Annotated in this window: 21 protein-coding genes; 7 read left to right on the plus strand and 14 right to left on the minus strand. The window is 56.3% G+C overall.

What is annotated here, in order from left to right:
• Positions 1-7: 7 nt before the first annotated feature.
• From JTA15_RS18030 to JTA15_RS18055, 6 genes are all read right to left on the minus strand, one after another.
• Complete coding sequence (locus JTA15_RS18030) at positions 8-913, minus strand: DMT family transporter (RefSeq protein ID WP_020882723.1); 906 nt, start codon at positions 911-913, stop codon at positions 8-10.
• A 152-nt stretch (positions 914-1,065) separates the two neighbouring features.
• Positions 1,066-2,445: a carbohydrate porin gene (locus JTA15_RS18035; protein WP_014168005.1), complete on the minus strand. Its 1,380-nt coding sequence runs from the start codon at positions 2,443-2,445 to the stop codon at positions 1,066-1,068.
• A gap of 138 nt (positions 2,446-2,583) precedes the next feature.
• Entirely contained in the window at positions 2,584-2,886 is a 303-nt protein-coding gene (locus JTA15_RS18040; RefSeq protein WP_014168006.1) for a PTS lactose/cellobiose transporter subunit IIA, read from the minus strand.
• Positions 2,886-4,268 (minus strand): glycoside hydrolase family 1 protein, encoded by a 1,383-nt coding sequence (locus JTA15_RS18045; RefSeq protein WP_219372568.1) that lies wholly within the window; start codon positions 4,266-4,268, stop codon positions 2,886-2,888. Before JTA15_RS18045 ends, JTA15_RS18040 begins: the two co-directional genes overlap by 1 nt.
• A gap of 17 nt (positions 4,269-4,285) precedes the next feature.
• A complete protein-coding gene (locus JTA15_RS18050) occupies positions 4,286-5,611 on the minus strand; it encodes a PTS cellobiose transporter subunit IIC (RefSeq protein WP_014168008.1) in 1,326 nt (441 codons plus the stop codon).
• A gap of 11 nt (positions 5,612-5,622) precedes the next feature.
• Positions 5,623-5,937: a PTS sugar transporter subunit IIB gene (locus JTA15_RS18055; protein ID WP_014830072.1), complete on the minus strand. Its 315-nt coding sequence runs from the start codon at positions 5,935-5,937 to the stop codon at positions 5,623-5,625.
• Between the two features lie 293 nt (positions 5,938-6,230).
• On the opposite strand from JTA15_RS18055, the gene JTA15_RS18060 reads away from it, so the two are divergent.
• Positions 6,231-7,181, plus strand: coding sequence for a LacI family DNA-binding transcriptional regulator (locus JTA15_RS18060; protein ID WP_014168010.1), 951 nt, complete (start codon positions 6,231-6,233; stop codon positions 7,179-7,181).
• 27 nt (positions 7,182-7,208) lie between these two features.
• Here JTA15_RS18060 and JTA15_RS18065 read toward each other — a convergent pair whose 3' ends face one another.
• From JTA15_RS18065 to JTA15_RS18085, 5 genes are all read right to left on the minus strand, one after another.
• Positions 7,209-7,505, minus strand: coding sequence for a YicS family protein (locus JTA15_RS18065; protein ID WP_020882719.1), 297 nt, complete (start codon positions 7,503-7,505; stop codon positions 7,209-7,211).
• 149 nt (positions 7,506-7,654) lie between these two features.
• Positions 7,655-9,019, minus strand: a complete 1,365-nt coding sequence (locus JTA15_RS18070; RefSeq protein WP_063214958.1) for an efflux transporter outer membrane subunit — start codon at positions 9,017-9,019, stop codon at positions 7,655-7,657.
• Positions 9,019-12,129, minus strand: coding sequence for an efflux RND transporter permease subunit (locus JTA15_RS18075; RefSeq protein ID WP_138613047.1), 3,111 nt, complete (start codon positions 12,127-12,129; stop codon positions 9,019-9,021). The genes JTA15_RS18070 and JTA15_RS18075 overlap by 1 nt, the downstream gene beginning before the upstream one ends.
• Positions 12,129-13,250 (minus strand): efflux RND transporter periplasmic adaptor subunit, encoded by a 1,122-nt coding sequence (locus JTA15_RS18080; RefSeq protein ID WP_032679304.1) that lies wholly within the window; start codon positions 13,248-13,250, stop codon positions 12,129-12,131. The genes JTA15_RS18075 and JTA15_RS18080 overlap by 1 nt, the downstream gene beginning before the upstream one ends.
• 146 nt (positions 13,251-13,396) lie before the next feature.
• The gene (locus JTA15_RS18085) at positions 13,397-13,966 is read right to left on the minus strand and encodes a TetR/AcrR family transcriptional regulator (protein ID WP_014168015.1); all 570 of its coding nucleotides are present in this window, start codon (positions 13,964-13,966) and stop codon (positions 13,397-13,399) included.
• 186 nt (positions 13,967-14,152) lie between these two features.
• Here JTA15_RS18085 and JTA15_RS18090 point away from each other — a divergent pair, with 186 nt between their 5' ends.
• A complete protein-coding gene (locus JTA15_RS18090) occupies positions 14,153-14,572 on the plus strand; it encodes a GNAT family N-acetyltransferase (protein WP_014168016.1) in 420 nt (139 codons plus the stop codon).
• Here JTA15_RS18090 and JTA15_RS18095 read toward each other — a convergent pair.
• The gene (locus JTA15_RS18095; RefSeq protein WP_025206509.1) at positions 14,569-15,216 is read right to left on the minus strand and encodes a TetR/AcrR family transcriptional regulator; all 648 of its coding nucleotides are present in this window, start codon (positions 15,214-15,216) and stop codon (positions 14,569-14,571) included. The two genes, JTA15_RS18090 and JTA15_RS18095, sit on opposite strands and share 4 nt — an antisense overlap.
• A gap of 78 nt (positions 15,217-15,294) precedes the next feature.
• Here JTA15_RS18095 and JTA15_RS18100 point away from each other — a divergent pair, with 78 nt between their 5' ends.
• Positions 15,295-16,812: an MDR family MFS transporter gene (locus tag JTA15_RS18100; RefSeq protein ID WP_014168018.1), complete on the plus strand. Its 1,518-nt coding sequence runs from the start codon at positions 15,295-15,297 to the stop codon at positions 16,810-16,812.
• 108 nt (positions 16,813-16,920) lie between these two features.
• On the plus strand, positions 16,921-17,721 hold the full coding sequence (nlpA, locus tag JTA15_RS18105; RefSeq protein WP_020882712.1) for a lipoprotein NlpA: 801 nt from the start codon (positions 16,921-16,923) through the stop codon (positions 17,719-17,721).
• A gap of 43 nt (positions 17,722-17,764) precedes the next feature.
• On the opposite strand, the gene JTA15_RS18110 is transcribed toward nlpA, so the two are convergent.
• Both JTA15_RS18110 and JTA15_RS18115 read right to left on the minus strand, forming a co-directional pair.
• Positions 17,765-18,793, minus strand: coding sequence for an alpha/beta hydrolase (locus tag JTA15_RS18110; protein WP_138013373.1), 1,029 nt, complete (start codon positions 18,791-18,793; stop codon positions 17,765-17,767).
• A gap of 2 nt (positions 18,794-18,795) precedes the next feature.
• A complete protein-coding gene (locus tag JTA15_RS18115; protein ID WP_219372569.1) occupies positions 18,796-19,992 on the minus strand; it encodes an MFS transporter in 1,197 nt (398 codons plus the stop codon).
• A 198-nt stretch (positions 19,993-20,190) separates the two neighbouring features.
• Here JTA15_RS18115 and JTA15_RS18120 point away from each other — a divergent pair, with 198 nt between their 5' ends.
• From JTA15_RS18120 to JTA15_RS18130, 3 genes are all read left to right on the plus strand, one after another.
• Positions 20,191-21,078, plus strand: coding sequence for a LysR family transcriptional regulator (locus JTA15_RS18120; protein ID WP_020882709.1), 888 nt, complete (start codon positions 20,191-20,193; stop codon positions 21,076-21,078).
• Between the two features lie 94 nt (positions 21,079-21,172).
• Positions 21,173-21,952 carry an MBL fold metallo-hydrolase gene (locus JTA15_RS18125; protein ID WP_041162352.1) on the plus strand — a complete coding sequence of 260 codons (780 nt, stop codon included), beginning with the start codon at positions 21,173-21,175 and terminating at the stop codon, positions 21,950-21,952.
• Positions 21,953-21,978: 26 nt separating this feature from the next.
• Positions 21,979-22,932, plus strand: a complete 954-nt coding sequence (locus JTA15_RS18130; protein ID WP_047366254.1) for a GlxA family transcriptional regulator — start codon at positions 21,979-21,981, stop codon at positions 22,930-22,932.
• Positions 22,933-22,944 lie beyond the last annotated feature (12 nt).

Here is a 22,944-nt window from a genome sequence, read left to right on the forward strand (position 1 = left end):
TATCAGGCTACGCCGATGTCTGAACCCGTCTTCTCGAATCCATCGAAATCAGTACCACCGACGACACAATCAACAGCGTGCCCAGCCAGTCCGGCAGCGTAAACGCCACCCCAAGCAAAATCACCGACAGCAGTGCGCTGCTCAGCGGCTCGGCACAGCTCAGAATGCTCGCCTTCGGCCCGCCAATCATCTGCGCGCCTTTCAGATACAGGCTGAACGTCAGCGCTGTGCCAATCACCACCAGATAGAAAAACGCCAGCAGCAGGCTGCCATCAATCACGAAGGTGGTCCCGCGTCCGGCGTAGAACGGCGTCAGCACGACCCCCGCGATTAACATACTCCAGCCAACAATCGGCAGCGTGCCGTAGCGGGCGATAAGCGTCGACGGGTAGGTTGTATAAAACGCGGCGGCAAAGGCCGAGGCGATACCGAAGAACAGGGCGGCAGGGGAGATGGAGAGCGAGGTTGGATCGCCGTGGGTGACCAGCAGGAAGGTGCCGACAAGTGACGTCAAAATGGCGGATAAAACAAACACGCCGGGACGTTTTTTCCTCGCCAGCGCGAACCAGGCGACAATGATCGTTGGCGAGAGAAACTGCAGCACGGTGGCCGTCGCCGCGTTGGATTTTTCAATCGTCAGCAGGAAGGTGAGCTGGACGGTGAGCGCACCAACCAGCGAGAAAAACAGCAGGCTGAGGGCGTCTTTACGATGTTTGATGACTGAGAAAATCTTGTCGCCATGAACGAAGGAGAGGGTCAGCAAGATGACGCCGGTAAACAACAGGCGAATCATCGTCAGGTAAGGGGACGAGATCTGGCTTTTCTCCATGATGTACTGCGCGCAAACCCCTGAGCTGCCCCATAAAACGGCGGCGATCAGAACGTTGAGCATTCCTTTACGTGTGGAACCCATGTTCTCCCCTGTTATGTTGTTTTTTGTGTAGCATAACATGGGTCTTGCCGGGTGCGGTGTGGCCTGATGCCCTCACCCCGGCCCTCTCCCACAGGGAGAGGGTGCAAACACGAAAAACGGCAACGTGCGTTGCCGTTTTGCTTTTACCTTGCTTAGAACCACGCTTCCCACATCGCGCCGACGTTGAAATCATCCAGCGTCTCATCTTTTGTACCGTTCACACGGGCGGTGCGTTCGTTATCCACTTTGCCGCCGGTCACGTAGAAGCGCAGCATTGGGCGGAACTCTGGCCCCATGGCGATAGACATGTTCTGCGACAGGGTCAGCTTCCAGCCTTTGTTATCACCGCCATTGTCGTAATCCACGTGCTGCCAGCCCGCTTCCAGCCAGGTGGAGTGAACGTCGTTCCACCAGTGCATCGGGCGCACGATGGCGTTGTAGTTCTTACGGTTGTCGGTTTTATCGCGGCTGTTGTCGTAGTCGTGGAAGGCGAGGATGTACTCCACCTGCGTGGCCTGGGTGAATTTGTACAGCCCTTCGAAGCTGGCGTAGACCGTGGTCAGATCCTCGGTTTTGTTGAATACGCTGTTATCCGCGTTATCAGAATAACGGGCAATCACCTTATTCACGCCGCTGTCGTTGGTGTGGCTCAGCACCACGCCGCCCTGCCAGGCCTTCAGACGCTCTTCACTCTCAATGGCTTTGGAGTCAAAACCGTAGTTCGCGTACAGCTCCAGATCCAGCGGGCCGACTTTCATGCCGTGGATTTTTGAGGTCGCAGCGTAGTTACCTTTGTCGCCCGTGCCGGAACCGCCGGTACAGGTAATGCGCGACGGGTTCGCCTCATCTTCCATCACTTCCGGACTACAGGATTCCACCGCGGCCACCGCGGCAACGTCAAACTGCACGCCGCCGATGTCGAAGTTCTTCACCCCGGCACCCTGGCCGTCGTGGTTCATCCAGAAGTAATCGTTGATACCCTGCTGTGGACGCTGGTGGAAGTCACGGCCGGCCCAGAAATAGGCGTTCGGGTTGGAGGCCATAATGTTGGTCACACCGGCATAGGCTTTTTTCAGGTTAACCTCGTCGCCCCAGTGGTCGATCATCACGTTGATGTCCCAGATGGCACCGTTGTCGCCCTTGAAGGCTTTGGAGAGCTGGAATTCACCGCCGTTGCCTTCGTTACCCAGACGACCGATTGCGGATGCGCCGTTATAGGAACCGTCTACTGCCACGTATTTCTGATCGGCTGCCTGGAAGTGCGCGCCGTAGCGGGCATAGCCGGTAAATTTAACCCCAAACGGAATCGCGAGGTCCGGTGATTGCGCCGCGCTTTGCGGTTCGGTGACCACGTCCGCTTTTTTCGCGACGGCAGCGTCCATTTTGGCCTGACGTTCGGCCAGCGCTTTGTCTACCGCTTTCGCCACGATGGCGTCGATTTGCTCTTGCGTAAATTCTTGTGCGAGTACAGAAATTGGGCAAAGCGCGGCGACAACCGCCATGGTTAATGGAAGTTTTTTAATATAATTCATGGTTATCTCAATATAGTTTAATTTTATTCAGACAATAACCATCCCGCTCCGATCTGACAGAGTTTGTCGCTATCATCAGAACAAGTGGATTTCTATTTTAGGTACAGAGTGATTACATTAACGTTTTTTCGCCATACATTATCTCTGATATAAATGGATTATTTCTTCGGATAATTCACGTGCCAGCAGGGAATTCATTAAATGATCCTGCGCGTGAACCATTATTAAGGTCATCGGCTGGCGGGCTTCGCCCGCATCCTGTTCGATCAGTTTGGTCTGCATTTTGTGCGCCTGGCGCGCGTAGCCATCGGCTTCGCGCAGCAGGCTTTTGGCTTCGTCAAGGTTGCCCTGACGCGCCGCGTGCAGAGCTTCAAAGCACAGGCTACGCGACTGACCGGCGTTGACGATAATTTCCATTACGGCTTCTTCTAATGCGATCATTACACTGACTCTCTGTCAAAACTGTTATTTAATGCGGTGGCGGCAAACCACTCGCCGCTTTTCTTGATGGTGCGCTGCTGGGTAGTTAAATCGAGCTGGATAAATCCGTAGCGATTTTTATACGCATTACACCACGACCAGTTATCAATAAAGGTCCACATATGGTAGCCAAGACACTGGCACCCTTCGCTAATACCTTTATGCAGCCAGGCCAAATGTTCGGAAATAAAATCGATGCGGTATTGATCGTTTATCTGACCATTCTCAATAAAGCGCTGTTCATTTTCGACACCCATACCGTTCTCAGAAATAAAACAGCGTGGGTTACCGTAATTGTCGCGCAGGTTAATCAGAATATCGTAAATACCCGGCTCATAAATTTCCCAGCCACGGTATGGATTCATCTTGCGGCCAGGCATTTCGTAATTATCAAAGAACCACTCCGGCATAAACGGTGCCTGTGGGTTCACCGCACTGTCACGGCATTTCACGCGACGCGGCTGATAATAGTTAATGCCGAGCAGGTCGATTTTTCCTTCCGCAATCAGGAAACTGTCTTCCGGTTTGCAGGCGGGGAGCTGATCGTAAGATTTCAGCAACGCCACCAGGTCCGCCGGGTATTCGCCGCGCAGGACGGGGTCAAGGAAGCTGCGGTTAAACATCAGGTCCGCAATGTGTGCCGCTTTGACGTCAGCCGGGTTTTGCGAGCGCGGATAGGACGGCGTCAGGTTCAGTACGATACCGATCTCCCCGGCGTAGTGCCCGGCACGGTAAGCGCGTACCGCCTGCGCATGCGCCAGCACGGTGTGATACGCCACGGTGACCGCACGACGAAAATCCACCACGTTGGGATAGTGGAAATCGTACAGATAGCCGCCTTCCACCGGCACAATCGGCTCGTTGAAGGTAAACCAGTGCAGCACGCGATCGCCAAACAGATCGAAGCAAATCTGCGCATAACGGGCGTAAGCGTCCACCACGTTGCGGTTTTCCCAGCCGCCAATCTCCTGCATCGCCATCGGCATGTCGAAGTGGAACAGGGTGATAAACGGGGTAATACCCTGTTCAATCAGCTCATCAATGACCTGATGATAAAAATCGACCGCTTCCGGGTTCACTTCACCGATACCGTCGGGGATCAGGCGCGCCCAGCTAATCGAGGTGCGAAAGCTGTTGTGGTTCAGCTGCTTTAACAGCTGAATGTCCGTTTTCCAGTGTTGATAAAACGTGGAGGTGTGCTGCGGTCCCACGCCATTATGAAAACGGTTCGGCTCGCGGGCAAACCAGTAATCCCAGGTGGTTTCACCCTCTCGTGTCCCTTCGGTCTGGAGGGCGGAGCTTGCGCTGCCCCACCAGAAATTATCGGGAAATGCGTATTTCATGACCTTTCCTCTTTGACTTAATGACTTGCTGTTTCAGCGGCACCGACGGTTGCCTGGGCTTTCTGCTCTTCGTTTTTCATCAACGTACGCTCGTAAGCACGCAGGAACGGCAGGTACATCAGCGCTGACATCACCATACACACCAGACACATCACCACCGGGCTCAACGCCCAGTTTGCCGCCCACGATGCGCCAATAGGGGCCGGGGTCGTCCACGGGGTTAACGACACCACCTGTGCCAGCCAGCCCATTTTGGTGGCGCCGTACGCCAGGCAGGCGTTCACAAGCGGAACAAACACGAACGGGATAAACAGCATCGGGTTCATGATGATTGGCGCGCCGAACAGAATCGGTTCGTTGATGTTAAAGAAGCTGGGCACAACGCCCATTTTGCCGATGGTGCGCAGGTGCGTGACGCGGCTGCGCAGCAGCAGGAAGGCCAGCGGAAGCGTGGAGCCGACGCCGCCAATCAGTAGGTAGTGGTCCCAGAAACCCTGCAGGTAAACGTGTGGCAGCGCTGCGCCAGCCGCCAGTGCCGCCTGGTTTGCGGACAGGTTGGCCATCCAGAACGGGTTCATGATGCCGGTGACAATCAGCGAGCCGTGGATACCGGCAAACCAGAAGATCTGGCACAGCAGCACGGAGAGCAGAATGGCAGGCAGGGAGTCAGACGCAGAGACCAGCGGTTCCAGCAGGTGCATAATCGCCTGCGGGATAATCATCCCGGTTTGTGCTTCGATAAACAGGTTCAGCGGGTGCAGGGTACCGATCACCACCATGACCGGGATCAGGATCTCAAACGAACGCGCCACACCGGTCGGCACTTCTTTCGGCAGACGGATTGTCACGTTGTTCTGCTTCAGCCACGCATACACGCGGGTGGAGTAGATGGCGGTGATCAGCGCGGTGAAAATCCCCTGGCCGGAGAGGTACTGGGTCGAGATCTTGCCGTCGGCATACGGAGCTGCCACCAGCAGGAAGGCCATAAAGGCCAGCAGACCGGACATCACCGGATCGAGGTTAAACTGACGCCCCAGGCTTGCACCAATCCCCACCGAAATGAAGAACGTCATCACGCCCATGCTGAGGTTGAACGGCAGCATCAGCTGTTCACGGTAAGTCTGGGAGAAATCCAGCCAGCCGCGGGCAAAGCTGTTCGTCGTATCCGCGGAGAAGGGCGGGAAGATGAACACCAGCATAAACGAGCCGATGATCATAAACGGCAGCGCGGCGGTAAAGCCGTCGCGGATGGCAATCACATACTTTTGCTGGCCGAGCTTCGCGGCCAGCGGGGTAATTGACTGCTCAATAACCGCGACCATTGATTGATATAACGAACTCATGTGAACACCTTTTAGTGTGCCGCTTCGATGAGCGACAGAGCATAGTCCAGTACTTTATCGCCACGTTGCATACCGTAATCCATCATGTCGATGGGTTGGACCGGGATGCCCTTTGTAGCCGCCTTGTCTGAGAGTGTCTGTAACATGTACTTCACTTGGGGTCCGAGAAGGACAACCTGGTACTGCGGAAACTGCGTATCAAATTCGGAAACGCCATACGCGTCTATTTTTACCGGCAACCCGCGCTCTTTCGCGACATCGACCATTTTGCTGACCAGCAGGCTGGTGGACATCCCGGCAGAGCAACACAGCATAATCTTGAACATCGACAACCATCCTCTAAATGTAAAAAGTTATTGCGAGGATGATTGGACATTATACGGAAACCGGTTTCCATTTATAAAAGACAGAAGTGTGACAACCATCAAGATCCACTACTTATGACGCTAATTAACCAGATGCATGTCACATAATTTGCGCGTTTTGACATCATTTTGAGTTGAAATGGAAAATCGGTTTCCATGAAAAACGGAAAAGGATATACTCCATTCTGGCTATAATATGAGCCGTAGCGGTGATGGAATTTGCAGGTGCGAAGTAAGCCTGCCAGGGGAAAGAGATGTCGACAATCAATGATGTATCACGTCTTGCCGGGGTGTCTAAAGCCACGGTATCGCGAGTGTTGAGTGGGTCGCGTGGCGTAAAGGAAGCCAGCCGCCAGGCCGTTTTAAAAGCGGTTGATGAACTGAACTACCGGCCCAATGTAATTGCGCAGTCGCTGCTGAGCCAGTCGACGGGGTGTATTGGGGTGATTTGCGCGCAGGAGAATATTAACCAGACCACCGGTTATCTTTACGCGCTGGAAAAGCACCTCAGCCAGCATCAAAAACATCTGCTGTTGCGCTTCGCGCATACCAAAGCTGAAGTGATGCACGCCCTGGAAGAACTTTCCTGTGGGTTATGTGATGACATCCTGGTGATTGGCGCGCGTTTCCCACTGGACGTCGAGATGGACAATGTCATTCTCGTTGACTGTATGGAGTCCGATAATTCCAACAGCATCCAGTTCGATCACGCCTTTGCCGCCGAAACCGCCTGTAACTATCTGACCAGCCAGGGGCGACGCCAGATAGCCCTGATCCATCCGCAAGGCAGCGGTTTCGCCGACCAGGTGTTGCTGGGCTATAAACACGCGCTGGAGAAAAATTTCCTGCCCTTTAATCGCAACCTCGTCTTTATGGATGCCACCTCCTCATCCGTTGCGCTGCAGGAGTTGCTTAACAATGCGAGCACGCTGAATTTTAACGCGCTGCTGGTGGCGGACGAACAGGAAGCTCAGCGGGTGATCCCGCAGCTGCAGGCGTTTAATAAATCCGTACCGGACGACATTATGGTCTTTAGCCTTGCCGGATCGCTGCATCTGCCGGGTATCCCGGTGATCCCGGCCATTGAATACTCAATGGATGCTATGGCGGCACGTATTGTGGGCTGGCTGACGGAGAAAACGCAGATGCTGGGGTCCTATGTTCTGCGCGGGGATTTGATTATTCCGGATGTACGAAAGCGCTAAAAAAAAGCGTGAAGCCCGGCTTCACGCTTAATAATCTTCCATACAATCTACCTGACTGACCGCGTCCCAGTAAGCATCCAGATTGTCGCGCTTCACGGCCGTGATGGCGTTTTTGATCAACAGTTGATTGGCCTCAGACGACAAAATCATCGCCTGCCAGGCTTTATCGCTCTGCTTTTTCTGGGGCGTGCAGGCCTTCTTCACATCTTTAAGGATCTGCTGCTTTATCTGGGCCTCTTTCACGGGATCGTCTTTTTCCTGGGCATGGACAAACGCGGCGAAGAGCAGACAAACGAGCAGGCAAACCAGGTGTGCAGCTTTCATCAAAATCCCCTTTAGACGTCACAGGCTTCCCATGAAATATATCGTTACATTCAGTGTAGCGACGCCAGCCGAAAGTATGAATTTTTGTCTTCCTGCGTATGAGAACCCTGCACCTGCACCTGCACCTGCACCTGCACCTGGACCGGCGGTTATTGAATCCCTCCCCCCAGCGACTGCCACAGCGTAATACGGTTTTCAAAGTCGGTCTGCTGCAGGGCAATCAATGATGCCCGTGCCGACCACAGGGCGCGCTGCGCGGTGAGAACGGTCAGGTAATCACCCGCACCCACCTGATAGCTGCGCGTTGCCACATCCAGCGTTTTTTGCTCTGCCGCCACGTATTCACGTTGCGCATCAAGCTCTTCACTCAGGGTTTCGCGGCGCGCCAGCGCATCGGCTACATCTTTGAACGCGCTCTGGATGGTTTTCTCATAGGTGGCAATCAGCCCTTTTTTCTCCGCTTCGGCATAGCGCAGTTGCGCCATGTTATTGCCGCCGCTGAACAGCGGCAGGGAGATGGACGGCGCGAACGACCAGACCTTCATGCCGTGGCTGAACAATGACGAGAGCGAATCGCTGCCGACCCCGGCGCTGGCGGTAAGCGAAATCGTCGGGAAGAAGTTGGCGCGCGCAGCACCGATGTTGGCATTCGCGCTCAACAGGTTATGTTCAGCCTCCTGAATATCCGGGCGACGCAGCAGCGTGGCGGAGCTAACGCCCGCCGGGATCAGAGTGATGGCGTTATCGCTCAGGCTCTCCAGCGTACCGGGTAGCAGGTTTTCCGGTACCGTCTCGCCCGCCAGCAAATTCAGGGCGTTTTTGTCCTGCATCACCAGCGTCTGATAGCTGGCGACGCTGGCGCGGGCCTGCTGATAAACCGCCATTGCTTCGCTGACATCCGTTGCGGCGGCGACCCCGACGTCCTGCTGACGCTGCACAATCTTGAGCGAGTTCGCTGCGCTCTCCTGAGTGGATTTTGCCAGCGCCAGATTGCTGTTATCTGCCGCCAGAGTAATCCAGGCGGTGGTCAGCTCGCTGACCATTGTCAGGCGCGTGTTCTGCGCCGTGAACTCGCTGGCAAGCCAGGTTTCACGCGCGGCGCGCGAGAGGCTCTGGTTACGACCAAACAGATCCAGCTCGAAGCTGGAGACGGTGCCGTTAGCCTCATCGCTGGTGCTCACGCCGCTGGCCAGCGTGCGGCTGCGGGTATGGCTCAGGCTGGCATCCACCGACGGGAACAGAGACGAGCGCGTCTCACCATACTGGGCGCGGGCGGCGTCGATATCAGCAATCGCTTTTTGCACATCGCGGTTGCTGGTGAGTGCCATTGTTACCACCCTGTTCAGGCGGTGATCGTTCATCACCTGCTGCCACTGGCTGACCACGGCGGTGGCTTCGCCGTGGGTGCCCGGCAACGTGGCCGGGACGGGCGCGTCAGGACGCTGATAGGTAGGGTCTAACGAAACACAACCTGCGCTCAGCAGTGCCAACACTAAAACAGATACACGAAACATTATGACCTCCGGTTTGCGTGCTTACCGGAGAAGAGACGTTTCACCAGTACGAAGAATAATGGAACAAAGAAGATGGCCAGCAGCGTTGCCGCGAGCGTCCCGCCGATGATGCCGGTCCCAATCGCCACGCGGCTGTTGGCGCCTGCACCGGTGGCGACGGCCAGCGGTGTTACCCCGGCGATAAACGCCAGCGACGTCATGATGATCGGACGCAGTCGCGTCTGAGCCGCACGCAGCGCGGCACGCGTCAGGGAGTAACCTTCCGCGACTTTCGCCTCCGCAAACTCAACGATCAAAATGGCGTTTTTCGACGACAGGCCGATGGTGGTCAGCAGTGCCACCTGGAAATAGACGTCGTTGCTCAGCCCGCGCAGCGAGGCGGCCAGCGCCGCACCCAGCACCCCAAGCGGGATCACCAGAATGACTGAAATCGGCACCGACCAGCTCTCATACAGCGCGGCCAGGCACAGGAATACCACCAGGATGGAGAGGGCATACAAGCTCATCGCCTGACCACTTGCCAGTTTCTCCTGTAACGACAACCCGCTCCACGCCCAGGTTGTGCCGGATGGCAGGTTGTTCGCCAGCTGTTCCATCCGGGTCATCGCCGTACCGGAGCTGGCACCACTGGCGTTCTCGCCCTGAATTTCATAGGCCGCCGAGCCGTTGTAGCGCACCAGACTCTCCGGGCCATACTCCCAGCGCGTAGTGGCGAAAGCGGAGAACGGCGTCATGGTGCTGTCGCTGCCGCGCACGTACCATTTGTTGAGATCGGAAGGCACGGCGCGGTAATCGCTGTCTCCCTGGATGTAGACCTTTTTCACGCGGCCCCGATCGATAAAGTCATTCACGTAGGTTCCGCCCCAGGCGCTGGAGAGGGTATCGGTGACGTCGCTCAGGGAAAGCCCCAGCGATACGGCTTTGTTGTTGTCGATATCCACATGCAGCTGTGGCATCTGCGGCAAATCATTGGCGCGAACGGCATGCAGGGAGGTGTCCTGATTCGCCTGGCCGATCAGCTGATTACGCATCTTCAGCAACATGTCGCGATCGGTGCTACCGCTGGCCATGAGCTCGAAGGTAAAACCGTTGCTCTGGCCGAGGCCGTCTACGGCCGGGGGCGTCATGGCAAAAACGGTGGCATCGCGAAGGGAGCCGAGTTCCTGAGTGGCGCGCAGGGCAATCGCCTGAGCGGTGTTCTCGTCGCCTTTACGCTCGGACCAGTTTTTCAGGGAGACAAACGCCATCCCGGCATTCTGGCCGCTGCCGCTAAAGCTAAAGCCCTCGACCGTAAAAATCACATCGGTGTTGGCTTTCTCTTTAGTGAGGAACCACTCGCGAACCTGACGACTGATCTCCGCGGTACGTACCGCTGTCGCACCGGCAGGCAGGGTGTACTGCACCATGATTTCACCCTGGTCCTCCGTGGGCAGGAAGCTGCCGGGCAGCTTCAGCATTGCCACGGCCATCGCGCCACAGAGCAGGGCGTAGACCACCAGCATGCCCGCGGAGCGGCGCAGCGCGCGCAGGACTTTATTCTGGTAGCCATGCTCGGTCTTACTGTAGAAGCGGTTAAATGCGCCGAAGAACCCTTTTTTGTGAGGAGGCGTATGGCGCAGTACCGAGCCGCAGAGCGCGGGTGTCAGGGTCAGCGCCACCACCACCGAGAGGATCATCGCTGAGATAATGGTGACCGAAAACTGGCGGTAGATGACGCCGGTTGAGCCGCCGAAGAAGGCCATCGGCAGAAACACGGCGGAAAGCACCAGCGCAATGGCGACCAGCGCACCGGAAATTTCGCCCATCGATTTTTCGGTGGCTTCGCGGGCGGGCAGACCTTCATCGCGCATAATGCGCTCGACGTTTTCCACTACCACGATGGCGTCATCGACCAGCAGACCTATCGCCAGCACCATCGCAAACAGCGTCAGGGTATTAATGGAATAACCGAACAGCGCCAGCACGCCAAAGGTGCCCAACAGAACCACCGGCACCGCCAGCGCGGGGATGAGCGTGGCGCGAATGTTCTGCAGAAACAGATACATCACCACTACCACGAGGATAATGGCCTCAAACAGCGTCTGAATCACATCTTCCACCGAGATCTTAATGAACTCGGTGCTGTCTTTCGGATAGGCCACGTCATAGCCTTCCGGCATTGCCCGTTTGAATTCGGCAATTTTATCTTTCACCGCGGTGGCGGTATTGAGCGCATTTGCGCCCGGCGAGAGCATCACCGCCATACCGGCTGCCGGGTGGCCATTCAGCCTGGCGGTAGCCGTGTAATCCTCGCTGCCCATCTCCACGCGCGCCACGTCGCCGATACGCACCACTGCGCCGCTGGACTGGCTCTTAACGATGATATTTTTAAACTGATCGACCGTCTGCAGGCGCGACTGGGCACGCACGGTGGCGGTCAACTGCTGGGTACCGGACGCGGGTAACGCGCCGATTTTACCGGCGGAAACCTGCACGTTCTGCGCTTCAATAGCGCTCTGAACGTCGGATGGCATCAGCGAGTACGACGCCAGCTTTGCCGGGTCAAGCCAGATGCGCATGGCGTATTCCGCACCAAACACCTGCAGGCTGCCGACGCCTTCTACGCGTGCCAGCGGATCCTGCATATTACTCACCAGCCAGTCGGCGATATCCGAACTGCTGGCATGGTCGGTTTTATCGTACACGCCCATGATCAGCAGGAAGTTACTCTGCGATTTTTGCACCGTAATGCCGGCCTGCTGTACCTCGGTCGGCAAGCGCGACTCGGCCTGCTGAACTTTGTTCTGCACCTGAACCTGCGCGGTATCCGGGTCAGTTCCCTGTTCGAACGTGACGGTGATGCTTACCGAGCCGTCCGAACTGCTGGTGGAGGTAAAATAGAGCAGGTTATCCAGCCCGGTCAGCTGTTGCTCAATGACCTGGGTGACGCTGTTTTCCAGAGTCTGTGCCGACGCGCCAGTGTAGGTGGCAGAGATTTTTATCGACGGCGGGGCGACGTCGGGATACTGCGCGACGGGCAGGGTACGGATCGCCAGCACCCCGGCGAGCATAATCAGAATAGCAATCACCCAGGCAAAAACCGGGCGACGCACGAAGAAGCGGGAAAACATCAGGCGTTTCCTCCCGCGGTTTTCATCTCTTCGGCGTTAACTTGCTGACCGGCGGTCACTTTATCGGTGCCCTCCACAATCAGCTTATCGCCAGCCTTCAGCCCACTCAGCACCAGCCATTTGTCACCGTAGGTGTCACCCGTTTCCAGCTGACGTTGTTCCACCTTATTGCCGGCCCCCACCACCAACGCGGTGGCGTTGCCTTTGGCATCACGGGTAATTCCCTGCTGCGGGGCGAGGATGGCCTCGCTCATTACCCCTTCATCCACTCTGGCGCGAACAAACATCCCGGGCAGAAGCTGATGCTGCGGGTTGGGGAAGACGGCGCGCAGTGTGACCGACCCGGTGGATTCGTCCACTGCCACTTCAGTCAGGGCCAGACGGCCTTTTTCCTGATAGGTGCTGCCATCTTCAAGGATCAACGACACGCTCAATGTCTCGCTGTTGCTGGCAAGCGTTTGTTTGCGTAATCGCAGAAGATCGGCGCTGGAGCGGGTTAAATCGACGTACATATTGTCCAGGCCGCGAATGGTGGCGAGTGCGGTCTCTTGCTGGGCAGTGACCAGTGCGCCGGGGGTGACCGAAGAGATGCCAATACGTCCGGCAATCGGGGCGGTCACCGTGGTCCAGTTGAGGTTAATGCGCGCGCTTTCCTGGGCTGCTTTTTTCGACTCCACGCTGGCCTTGTCCTGCGCGCAGGTGGACTTTGCATCTTCGGCATCCTGACGCGATACGCCGTCGTCTTTCACCAGTTGTGTATAGCGTTGAGCTTTCTGGCAATCGGCCTGCACCAGCGCCTGCGCCTGTTTCAGGGCTGCGGCGGCCTCATCGTAGGCGGCGCGGTAGCTGGAAGGGTCAATTTGATACAGCGCCTGTCCGGCTTGCACGGTATCGCCTTCGGTAAAGAGCCGTTTCTGAATAATGCCGCCCACCTGAGGACGCACTTCCGCGCTCATGGCGGCCGTGGTGCGTCCGGTCAGTTCACTGACCACGGAAACGGGTTGGCTCAGGAGCGTAACAATCCCCACTTGCGGGAGGGGATGTTGAGGAGCAGATGTTTGTGCATTATCGCACCCCGTCAGGAGGAATAATGCTGCGATGGAGGTTGTTATGGCTTTCATAATTTTTTCCAGGGTGAACGATGCCTGCCCTGTTAATGGCTTAACAAGGAAGGGGGCTATTTAAAGGCACAGCGATACCGCATCTCCGGCAGAGCCGGAAATGTTAATAAGGGAATAACGTCTTCCCGCTAATTATTCACATGCGATTACTTCGCAGAGAAAAGCATATTTAAAATATTTTGGTAAAGAGGCTCTAATTGTTCAGAGGGTACGTTTAAGGGGGTGAGTCGACGGTAAATAGACCCCTCAATCATTACCGCAGTAATCTCCACGCAGCAGCGAATATGATCATCACTCAGGTGGGGAAACTGTTTTTTCAGGTGTGCGCAGGCATTAGCAAACATCCGCTTTTCCGCTTCGACCAGCATGGCCGCCACCTGGGGATTACGCGTGGCTTCAGCCGACATCTCAAGCATCAGCGCATCGTCATCTTCATTCAGGGTCTGTCGCCAGGCGAGCGCCTGAGGCATCCCCTCGACCAGCGTTTTACCCTGAATCTCTTCGATGCGTGAGTCGATGATACGGCGAATCATCTCTTCAATAATCGCATCTTTGTTACTGAAATAACGGTAGATTTGCCCGACGCTGAGCTTTGCCTCACTGGCGATCTGCGACATGCTGGCCGCATGAAAACCGCTGGCGCGAAAGCACTGACGCGCGGCAGCGATGATGTCGTCCTGACGCTGCTTTTGGCGTTCTTCCAGTTTTGTGCTCATCGTCGGTTACCCTATAAAAGTGAGAATGATCGTTCTCATTATACGTTTCAGGCGCGTATTGGAAAGACTTTTTTTAAGTACTTATTGAATGAATATTTCAATGTTTAAAGAATGGAGAAAAAAAGGAGTTTTGATGAAGGAAAGGCTGTGCAATATTAAGATTGCACAGAAAATAAGGAGAAAAATATGCATCTGAGCACGACGGATAACGTCACACACGATGAAAAAGAAGAATTATTAACAGGGCTTCGCGCCTACAACGGACAATTTTTAGATCTCTCAAACTTTAGCGGCGACATTGGCGTTTATGTGCGAGACGATAAGGGCGTGATGCTGGGTGGGTTAATTGGCGTGCGCAAAGGCGACTGGCTAAACATCGATTTTCTGTGGGTCAGCGACACCGTGCGGGGATCGGGCGTCGGCAGCCAGCTTATCAAAACGGCAGAAGACGAAGCCCGACGCAAAGGCTGCACCCATGCGCTGGTGGATACGGTCAGCTTCCAGGCACGTCCATTCTATGAAAAGCAGGGCTATCAGCTGCAGATGTCGTTGCCGGATTATCCGTACCCGGGTATGCAAAGGCATTATCTGACCAAATCCCTTTAACCGCCGATGCCGTTGCCCATCACGGCCAGCGCATGACGCACAATGATCTCTGGCGAGAGGGCGTGTAGCCTCTCGTCGTTGCGCATTCTTGAGAACGGCACCAGCACCAGGCTTAGCAGCGTGGTGAACAGCAGTTCTGGCGCGAGTGCCCGGTTCAGTTGCCCTTCCTGCTGCCAGCGTTTAAGGGTGGCGAGCGTTGCCTGGTATTTGTCGTCACCGAACCGCGCGTGCAGATGCGTGCGCAGTACAGGCATCTCCCCGATGACCTCCTGCATCCACAGCGGGGCAAACCAGCGGTGCTGCTCCGCCAGCTCGGCCAGTACCTTCACCATTTGCGTTAATGCGTTGACCGGCGAGTCGGGGTTTTCGGCGAAAATTGCGCCGATCCGGTTACGTAAGGGCAGGAAGCGCTCCTCAATCATCGCGTCGAGCAATTGTTCTCGTGAATTGAAGTAGTAATGCAGCATCGCTGGCGTTACGCCCGCTTCTTTGGCGATGGCGTTCAGCGAGGTTTGAGCGATTCCCTGGCGGGAAAAGAGGCTCAACGCAATATCCAGCAGCTGTTCGCGGCTGGCGGTTGCCCGCTTTCCGCCGCGTGGTCGACCGGGGCGGCGCGGTTCAGAATTGTCCTTATGTGCTGGCATAGTCGCAGGATCTCTTGATCTTATTCATCACTTACTTAAATATTAATTATCCAGTTAATTAATTTCAAGCGATCTCTTATGGAGTCCGACGTAATGACTCAACCTGCGCAAAACGCGCCGTCGATAAAGCTGTTGTTCAGCGCGTTGCTGCTGGTGATGTTGCTTTCGGCGCTGGACCAGACGATTGTTTCCACGGCGTTGCCCACCATCGTTGGGGAACTGGGTGGCCTGGATAAGCTCTCCTGGGTGGTGACGGCCTATATCCTCAGCTCGACCATTGTGGTGCCGCTGTACGGAAAATTCGGCGATCTGTTTGGGCGTAAAATCGTCCTTCAAATCGCTATTGTGCTGTTTCTGGCGGGGTCGGTGCTCTGCGGTCTGGCGCAAAACATGACCCAACTGGTGCTGATGCGCGGCCTGCAAGGGCTGGGCGGCGGCGGTCTGATGGTCATCAGTATGGCCGCCGTGGCGGACGTTATTCCGCCTGCGGAGCGTGGCCGCTATCAGGGGCTGTTTGGCGGCGTATTTGGTCTGGCGACGGTGATCGGGCCGCTTATCGGCGGGTTTATCGTGCAGCACGCCTCCTGGCGCTGGATTTTTTATATCAACCTGCCGCTCGGTCTCTTTGCCCTGCTGGTGATAGGCGCGGTGTTCCACGGCAGCGCACGGCGCAACAAGCACGAGATTGATTATCTGGGGGCGATTTATCTCAGCATGGCGCTGCTGTGTATCATCCTGTTTACTACTGAAGGCGGGACGATACGCCAGTGGAACGACCCGCAGCTGTGGTGCATTCTGGCCTTTGGCCTGACGGGTATCGCCGGGTTTATCTATGAGGAGCGTCTGGCCTGGGAGCCGATCATTCCGCTCTCGCTGTTCCGCGATCGCAGTTTTCTGCTCTGCAGCCTGATTGGCTTTATTATCGGGATGTCGCTCTTTGGCTCGGTCACCTTCCTGCCGCTCTATCTGCAGGTTGTGAAAGACGCCACGCCGACTCAGGCCGGTCTGCAGCTGATCCCGCTGATGGGCGGACTGCTGCTAACCTCGATCATCAGCGGGCGGATTATCAGCCGTACCGGAAAATACCGTCTGTTTCCGATCGCCGGTACGCTGCTTGGCGTGGTGGGCATGGTGCTGCTGACGCGTATCTCGATCCACTCGCCGACCTGGCAGCTGTACATTTTTACCGGCGTGCTGGGGATGGGTCTGGGGCTGGTCATGCAGGTACTGGTGCTGGCCGTGCAGAACAGCGTCTCTGCCGATCAATACGGGGTAGCGACTTCCGGGGTCACGCTGTTTCGTTCCATTGGCGGGGCCATCGGCGTCGCGCTGTTTGGCGCGGTCTTCACCCACGTTTTGCAATCGGGTCTGATGGACCGTTTACCGCAAGGGGCGGAGTTACCGCATGAGCTCAATCCAGCGGCCATTCACCGGCTGCCAGAGGCCCTGCGGCTCGATTACCTTGATGCGTTTGGCTCAGCCATTCACGCGGTGTTCCTGCTGGCGGCAAGCATTATGGTGCTGGCGTTTGTACTGTCGTGGTTTTTACGTGAAACGCCGTTACGCCGTGCGGGCATGCTCAGGTCGGATCAATAGCGCCCCCGCACATATAACTTATCCGTCTTATTGATGCTTTTTCGTTTTTTAGCCAGCCGTACCGTTGTCGATATAGTCACTGAAACGTTTATCAAAAGGATATGTCTCGTGAAACTTCGATTGGGTGCTCTGGTTCTCGCGGGCCTGCTGCTGGCAGGTTGCGATCAAGGCGGCAGCGATGCCAAACACATCAAAGTCGGCGTGATTAACGGCGCTGAGCAGGATGTCGCGGAAGTCGCTAAAAAAGTGGCGAAAGAGAAATACGGTCTGGATGTGGAACTGGTGGGGTTCAGCGGCTCGCTGTTGCCCAATGATGCCACCAGTCAGGGCGATCTTGATGCCAATGTCTTCCAGCATCGCCCGTTCCTGGCAGAAGATAACAAGGCGCATCACTACAAGCTGGTTGCTGTAGCGAATACCTTTGTTTTCCCGATGGCCGGCTACTCCCGCAAGATCAAATCCGTGTCTGAGCTGAAGGACGGCGCGACCATCGCCATTCCAAACGATCCGACCAACCTTGGCCGCGCACTGCTGCTGTTGCAAAAAGAGAAGCTGATTACCCTGAAGCCGGACGTTGGCCTGCTGCCGACGGCGCTGGATATCACCGCCAATCCGAAGCATTTGAACATTATGGAGCTGGAAGGGGCGCAACTGCCGCGCGTGCTGGATGATCCGAAAGTGGATGTTGCCATTATCAGCACCACCTATCTCCAGCAAACCGGGCTGTCGCCGGTGCATGACAGCGTGTTTATTGAAGATAAAAACTCGCCGTATGTGAACATCGTGGTGACGCGGGAAGACAACAAAGACGCGGAAAACGTGAAGGAATTTATCCAGTCGTATCAGTCGCCGGAAGTGGCGAAGGCCGCAGAGACTCTCTTTAACGGTGGCGCGGTGCCGGGCTGGTAGTCAGGACAAAGGCGTATAACAGGGTGTTATACGCCTTACCGGGTTATTTCAGGTTGGCTTTAAAGAACGAGGCCAGTTTTGCAAACGGGATCAGATCCGTGCGGTCATACAGGTCAACGTGGCCTGCATTCGGCACGATATACAGCTCTTTCGGTTCACCGGCGCGTTTATAGGCGTCTTCGCTAAACTCTTTCGAATGCGCTTTATCACCCGTGATAAACAGCATCGGACGCGGTGAAATGGTTTCGATATCGTTGAACGGATAGAAGTTCATAAACTTACCGATGCTGCTCATCATCGGTTTCGTCGTCAGCGCCTCTTCCTCGCCCTGTGGCGTGTACCCGCCGCGTTCGGTGCGATAGAAATCGAAGAACTCACGCTGGATAGCCGGCGTAGAATCATCCAGCTTATTTACCGTCCCGGGAATGTAGGCTGTCTCTGCACCCTGATACTCTTTCAGACGCTGCTCAGCGGCAGAGGCAATCATCGCTTTACGCTGTTCAACCGTCACGGAATGGTTGAGACCGTTGCGGAAGGCGGAGCCCATGTCATACATGCTGACGGTGGCGATCGCTTTCATGCGCGGGTCAATTTTCGCCGCGCTAATAACGAAGCTGCCGCTGCCGCAAATGCCCAGCACCCCGATGCGCTGCGGATCGACAAAGGACTGAGTGCTCAGATAATCCACGGCCGCGCTGAAATCATCGGAATAGATTTCTGGTGAGATCAGATGCCCCGGTTTACCTTCGCTTTCCCCCCAGAATGAGAGATCAATCGCCAGGGTGACAAAGCCCTGTTCCGCGAGCTTTTGCGCATAGAGACTGGCGCTTTGCTCTTTCACCGCGCCCATCGGATGGCCGACCACGATCGCCGGCAGTCTGGCGTTTTTATCCGCCTCTTTTGGCCGATACAGATTGCCGACGACGTTCATCTGATACTGGTTTTTAAAGGTCACCTTCTGCTGCGTAACCTTATCGCTTTTGTAGAAATTATCTGCGCCCCGGGACATATCGGCAGCGCTGGCGGCGAAGGCGCTGACTAACAGCCCGAGCGCCATGGTGAATCTTCTCATGATTAACTCCTGTGAAGTGTGTCGTTGTGTGAGGTGTAAAACGTGAACATGGCAGCGGCGATAAGCAGTACACCGCTGAGTGCAAAGGTGCTTTGCCAGCCGCTGTGGTCAAAGGCCAGGCCACCGAGCGTGGAGCCGAGCGCAATGGAGAGCTGCACCATTGCCACCATCAGTCCGCCACCCGCTTCGGCATTTTCAGGAAGCGTTCTGGCAACCCAGGTCCACCAGCCGACGGGGGCGGCCGTCGCGACCAGTCCCCAGAGGCCGAGCAGGGCGGTGACGGCGGCAAGGTGATGGCCGAAGGCCATCAGTGCTGCGGCAATCAGCGCCATCACCACGGGAATGGCGACCAGCGTGGTGTAAAATCCGCGGCTCAGAAACGTGCCGATCAGCAGGGTGCCGATAAAACCCGCCACGCCAATCACCAGCAGGATTAACGATAACTGCGTCGCGCTGGCGAAAGTCACGGTTTCAAGGAACGGACGCACGTAGGTAAACAGCGCGAACTGCCCCATGAAAAAGACGCCGCACGCGACCATTCCTTTTGCCACCAGAGGGTTTTTCAGCAGGCCGAAGGCGCTGGTGGACGACGCGGTGCGCTTTTCCACGGACATGGAAGGCAGGCTGAACCACTGCCAGATAAACGCGAGCAGGCTCACGGGCACCAGGCAGTAAAAGGCACCGCGCCAGCCGATTGTCGCCCCCAGCCAGCTGCCGAGCGGAGCCGCAACGACGGTCGCCAGGGCGTTGCCACCGTTAAAAATGGCCAGCGCACGTTGAACCTGATGCGGTGGCACAAGGCGAATTGCGGTCGCCGCGGAGAGCGACCAGAAGCCGCCAATGGCCACGCCAAGCAGTGCGCGTCCCAGCATATAAAGGGGATAGCTCTCAGCCACGGCGATAATCAGACCGGAGACGGCCATCAACGCCGTCAGGCCCAGCAGCAGCGATTTGCGGTTAATGCCTCCCGCAAGAGAAGAGAGAAACAGGCTGGTCAATACGGCCAGCGCGCCGGATATCGCGATCCCGAGGCCCGCCAGGCCTTCACTGACGGCGAGATCCCGCGAGACGGGCGTCAGCAGACTTACAGGCATAAATTCTGAGGCGACCAGCGTAAAAGCGCAGAGGGTCATTGCCAGCACGCCGCTCCAGCAGGCACGGGACTGGCGCGCTGATGTTTCGTTCACCATAACGGACATCGTGTTTACCTTGTTATTCGTTCGGCCAGATTCGGACAAGCCGGGGCCGGGCGCTATTCACGGGAATAACGCATGCAGATGAAAGGTTGGAATGTGGTTGACGTCAGGTCACAGTGAAAATTTTACACGGCGGGTGTATTCTGACTAGCTAATCAATGCTTAATGAGCTTATAAGTTTGGCTTATAAATGAGGGTGTGATGAAGCGTAACCTGAACGATCTTTTTGCTTTTGTCACCGTGGCGCGTGAGGGCAGTTTTACCCGTGCCGCGGCACAGTTGGGCGTGACCCAGCCCGCGTTAAGCCAGGCCATAACCGGGCTGGAGAACCGGATGCAGATCCGCCTGCTGACCCGCACCACCCGCAGCGTTTCCCCCACCGCAGCCGGCGAACGCTTGCTCAACGCCATTGGCAACCGTTTCGATGAAATCGAAGCGGAGCTGGACATGTTGACGGAGCTTCGCGACAAGCCCGCCGGCACGGTGAGGATCACCTGTGGACCCGATGTGTTATCGCGCACCCTGTTGCCTAAGTTGACGCCACTTTTGCGGCAATACCCCGACATTCACATCGAGTTCGACGCCAATCACGGTTTTCGCGATATCGTTGCCGACCGCTTCGATGCGGGCGTTCGAATGGGAGATACTATCGATAAAGACATGATCGCGTTGCCGATAGGCCCGCAGTTGCGTATGGCCGCGGTCGCCTCGCCGGACTACTTCGCCCGTCATCCTGTTCCGCAAACGCCGCATGAGCTGACGCAGCACCAGTGTATTAACCAGAGGATGATTAAATCCGGCGGGATTTACGTCTGGGATTTTGATCAGGACGGTGGCGATCTGAACGTGCGCGTGAATGGCCAGCTGACCTTTAATACTTCCTGGCATATTGTCGAAGCTGCCCTGGCGGGATTCGGGATTGCTTTCCTGCCCGAAGACGAGTTTGGCGATCATATTGCTGAAGGCCGGTTAATCCGCGTGCTGGAACCCTGGTGTCTGCCCTTCCCGGGGTATTATCTCTACTACCCGAGCCGAAAGCAGCCGTCGCCGGCCTTTTCGCTGGTGGTGGATGCGTTGCGGATGCGATAACGTTGACCCGATTTCATCGATCATCGCCCTGTGGCCCACATTGTTACGCGCGGCATCGGGCTATTCTCCTCTTCACACTATGAGGAGAATACCCATGAACATCACCCAGATTCGTAATGCCACTCAGCTGATTACCTACGCCGGGAAACGCTTTTTAATCGACCCAATGCTGGCCCCGAAGGGCGCTTATCCGGGCTTCCCCGGCACGGCGCACGCGGAGATCCGCAACCCGATGGTCGAGCTTCCCGTTGACGTCAACACGTTGCTTGAGGCGGATGCGGTGATCGTCACCCATACCCATGACGATCACTGGGATCGCGCCGCTGTCGAACTGATCGGCAAAGATAAACCTGTCTTTGTGCAGAACGACAGCGACGCCGCGCTGCTGCGCAGCCAGGGATTTACCCACCTGACGGTGATGACCGAGGAGACGGCGTTTGGCGATATCCGGATCGCGAAAACCCGCGGCGGCCAGCACGGTACCGATCGTGCTTACGCCGTGCCGGAGCTGGCGGAACGGCTGGGTGAAGCCTGTGGCGTGGTTTTACGTCATCCTGATGAGAAGACGCTCTACATTGTCGGGGATACCATCTGGCGTGATGAAGTGGCAGCCGATCTGCATAAGCATCAGCCGGATGTGGTGGTGCTTAACGCGGGCTATGCTCACGTCATCGGGTTTGGGCCGATTATCATGGGCCAGGAAGATGTGCTCAACGTCCACTTCCTGCTGCCGCAGGCGAAAATTGTGGCGACCCATATGGAGGCCATCAACCACTGTCTGTTGACCCGCCATGCGCTGCGTGAGTACGTTGACGCGAACCTGATTGGAGATGCGGTGAGCATTCCCGAGGATGGTGAAACCGTTATATTCTGAGCATCACCAGGGGAAAGGAGAGATACATGGCGCTAATCAACGTCGCGATTGTTGCGGTAGACGGGTTCAGCCCGTTCCACTACTCCGTTCCCTGCATTTTGTTTGGTGATACGGTATCCGGCGAAAAGCGCTTTAGTGTGTTGATCTGCGCCGAAAAACCCGGATTACTGACATCCAAAGACGGGTTTGCGCTTAACGCGACTCACGATTTCTCCGCCATCGGCCAGGCAGATATCGTCGTGGTGCCTTACTGGCAGCATGTCCAGCAACGCCCGCCCCAGACGCTTCTCGACAGCCTGGTCCAGGCCAGAGACAACGGGGCGGAGATCGTCGGGCTTTGTCTGGGGTCGTTTGTGCTGGGTTATGCGGGCATTCTCGACGGTAAACGCGCGGCCACGCACTGGGAGTTTGAACATCAGTTTCAGACGCTTTTCCCGGACGTAAAGCTGGATATCAATGCGCTCTACGTCGATGACGGCAATATCATCACCTCTGCGGGTACTGCTGCCGCGCTTGACTGCTGCCTGTACATCATCCGCCAGCGCTTTGGCAGCGTGGTCGCTAACCAGATTGCCCGCCGTATGATCGTACCGCCACACCGCGAGGGGGGGCAGGCACAGTTTATTGCCCAGCCGGTACCGAAAGATACCCGTGACGGACGAATCAACTCCCTGATTGACTATCTCCAGCAGCACATTGCCGAACCGCATAATCTGGACTCGCTGGCAGAGGTGGTATCGATGAGCCGCCGCACGCTTACCCGCCATTTTGTAAAAGCCACCGGAATGAGCGTGGCTGACTGGCTGACCACCGAGCGCCTGCGGCGCAGCCAGATATTGTTAGAAGCCGGGAATATGCCCATTGAAAGCGTGGCAGAGCTGGTAGGGTTTAACTCTGCGGTGACCTGGCGCCAGCAATTTAAGGCGCGTTTTGGCGTGAGTCCGGCAGAATGGCGTAAGACTTTTCGGCTTCGTCATTAATTTATTACGGCT

Origin of the sequence: Enterobacter sp. BIDMC 29, from assembly GCF_019378755.1 — a bacterium.
In the GTDB taxonomy this organism is placed as follows: Bacteria; Pseudomonadota; Gammaproteobacteria; order Enterobacterales; family Enterobacteriaceae; genus Enterobacter; species Enterobacter ludwigii.

Coding starts and splice junctions, on each gene's coding strand:
- JTA15_RS18030 (WP_020882723.1), bottom strand. CDS start 913: ATGGGTTCCACACGTAAAGGAATGCTCAACGTTCTGATCGCCGCCGTT.
- JTA15_RS18035 (WP_014168005.1), bottom strand. CDS start 2,445: ATGAATTATATTAAAAAACTTCCATTAACCATGGCGGTTGTCGCCGCG.
- JTA15_RS18040 (WP_014168006.1), bottom strand. CDS start 2,886: ATGATCGCATTAGAAGAAGCCGTAATGGAAATTATCGTCAACGCCGGT.
- JTA15_RS18045 (WP_219372568.1), bottom strand. CDS start 4,268: ATGAAATACGCATTTCCCGATAATTTCTGGTGGGGCAGCGCAAGCTCC.
- JTA15_RS18050 (WP_014168008.1), bottom strand. CDS start 5,611: ATGAGTTCGTTATATCAATCAATGGTCGCGGTTATTGAGCAGTCAATT.
- JTA15_RS18055 (WP_014830072.1), bottom strand. CDS start 5,937: ATGTTCAAGATTATGCTGTGTTGCTCTGCCGGGATGTCCACCAGCCTG.
- JTA15_RS18060 (WP_014168010.1), top strand. CDS start 6,231: ATGTCGACAATCAATGATGTATCACGTCTTGCCGGGGTGTCTAAAGCC.
- JTA15_RS18065 (WP_020882719.1), bottom strand. CDS start 7,505: ATGAAAGCTGCACACCTGGTTTGCCTGCTCGTTTGTCTGCTCTTCGCC.
- JTA15_RS18070 (WP_063214958.1), bottom strand. CDS start 9,019: ATGTTTCGTGTATCTGTTTTAGTGTTGGCACTGCTGAGCGCAGGTTGT.
- JTA15_RS18075 (WP_138613047.1), bottom strand. CDS start 12,129: ATGTTTTCCCGCTTCTTCGTGCGTCGCCCGGTTTTTGCCTGGGTGATT.
- JTA15_RS18080 (WP_032679304.1), bottom strand. CDS start 13,250: ATGAAAGCCATAACAACCTCCATCGCAGCATTATTCCTCCTGACGGGG.
- JTA15_RS18085 (WP_014168015.1), bottom strand. CDS start 13,966: ATGAGCACAAAACTGGAAGAACGCCAAAAGCAGCGTCAGGACGACATC.
- JTA15_RS18090 (WP_014168016.1), top strand. CDS start 14,153: ATGCATCTGAGCACGACGGATAACGTCACACACGATGAAAAAGAAGAA.
- JTA15_RS18095 (WP_025206509.1), bottom strand. CDS start 15,216: ATGCCAGCACATAAGGACAATTCTGAACCGCGCCGCCCCGGTCGACCA.
- JTA15_RS18100 (WP_014168018.1), top strand. CDS start 15,295: ATGGAGTCCGACGTAATGACTCAACCTGCGCAAAACGCGCCGTCGATA.
- JTA15_RS18110 (WP_138013373.1), bottom strand. CDS start 18,793: ATGAGAAGATTCACCATGGCGCTCGGGCTGTTAGTCAGCGCCTTCGCC.
- JTA15_RS18115 (WP_219372569.1), bottom strand. CDS start 19,992: ATGTCCGTTATGGTGAACGAAACATCAGCGCGCCAGTCCCGTGCCTGC.
- JTA15_RS18120 (WP_020882709.1), top strand. CDS start 20,191: ATGAAGCGTAACCTGAACGATCTTTTTGCTTTTGTCACCGTGGCGCGT.
- JTA15_RS18125 (WP_041162352.1), top strand. CDS start 21,173: ATGAACATCACCCAGATTCGTAATGCCACTCAGCTGATTACCTACGCC.
- JTA15_RS18130 (WP_047366254.1), top strand. CDS start 21,979: ATGGCGCTAATCAACGTCGCGATTGTTGCGGTAGACGGGTTCAGCCCG.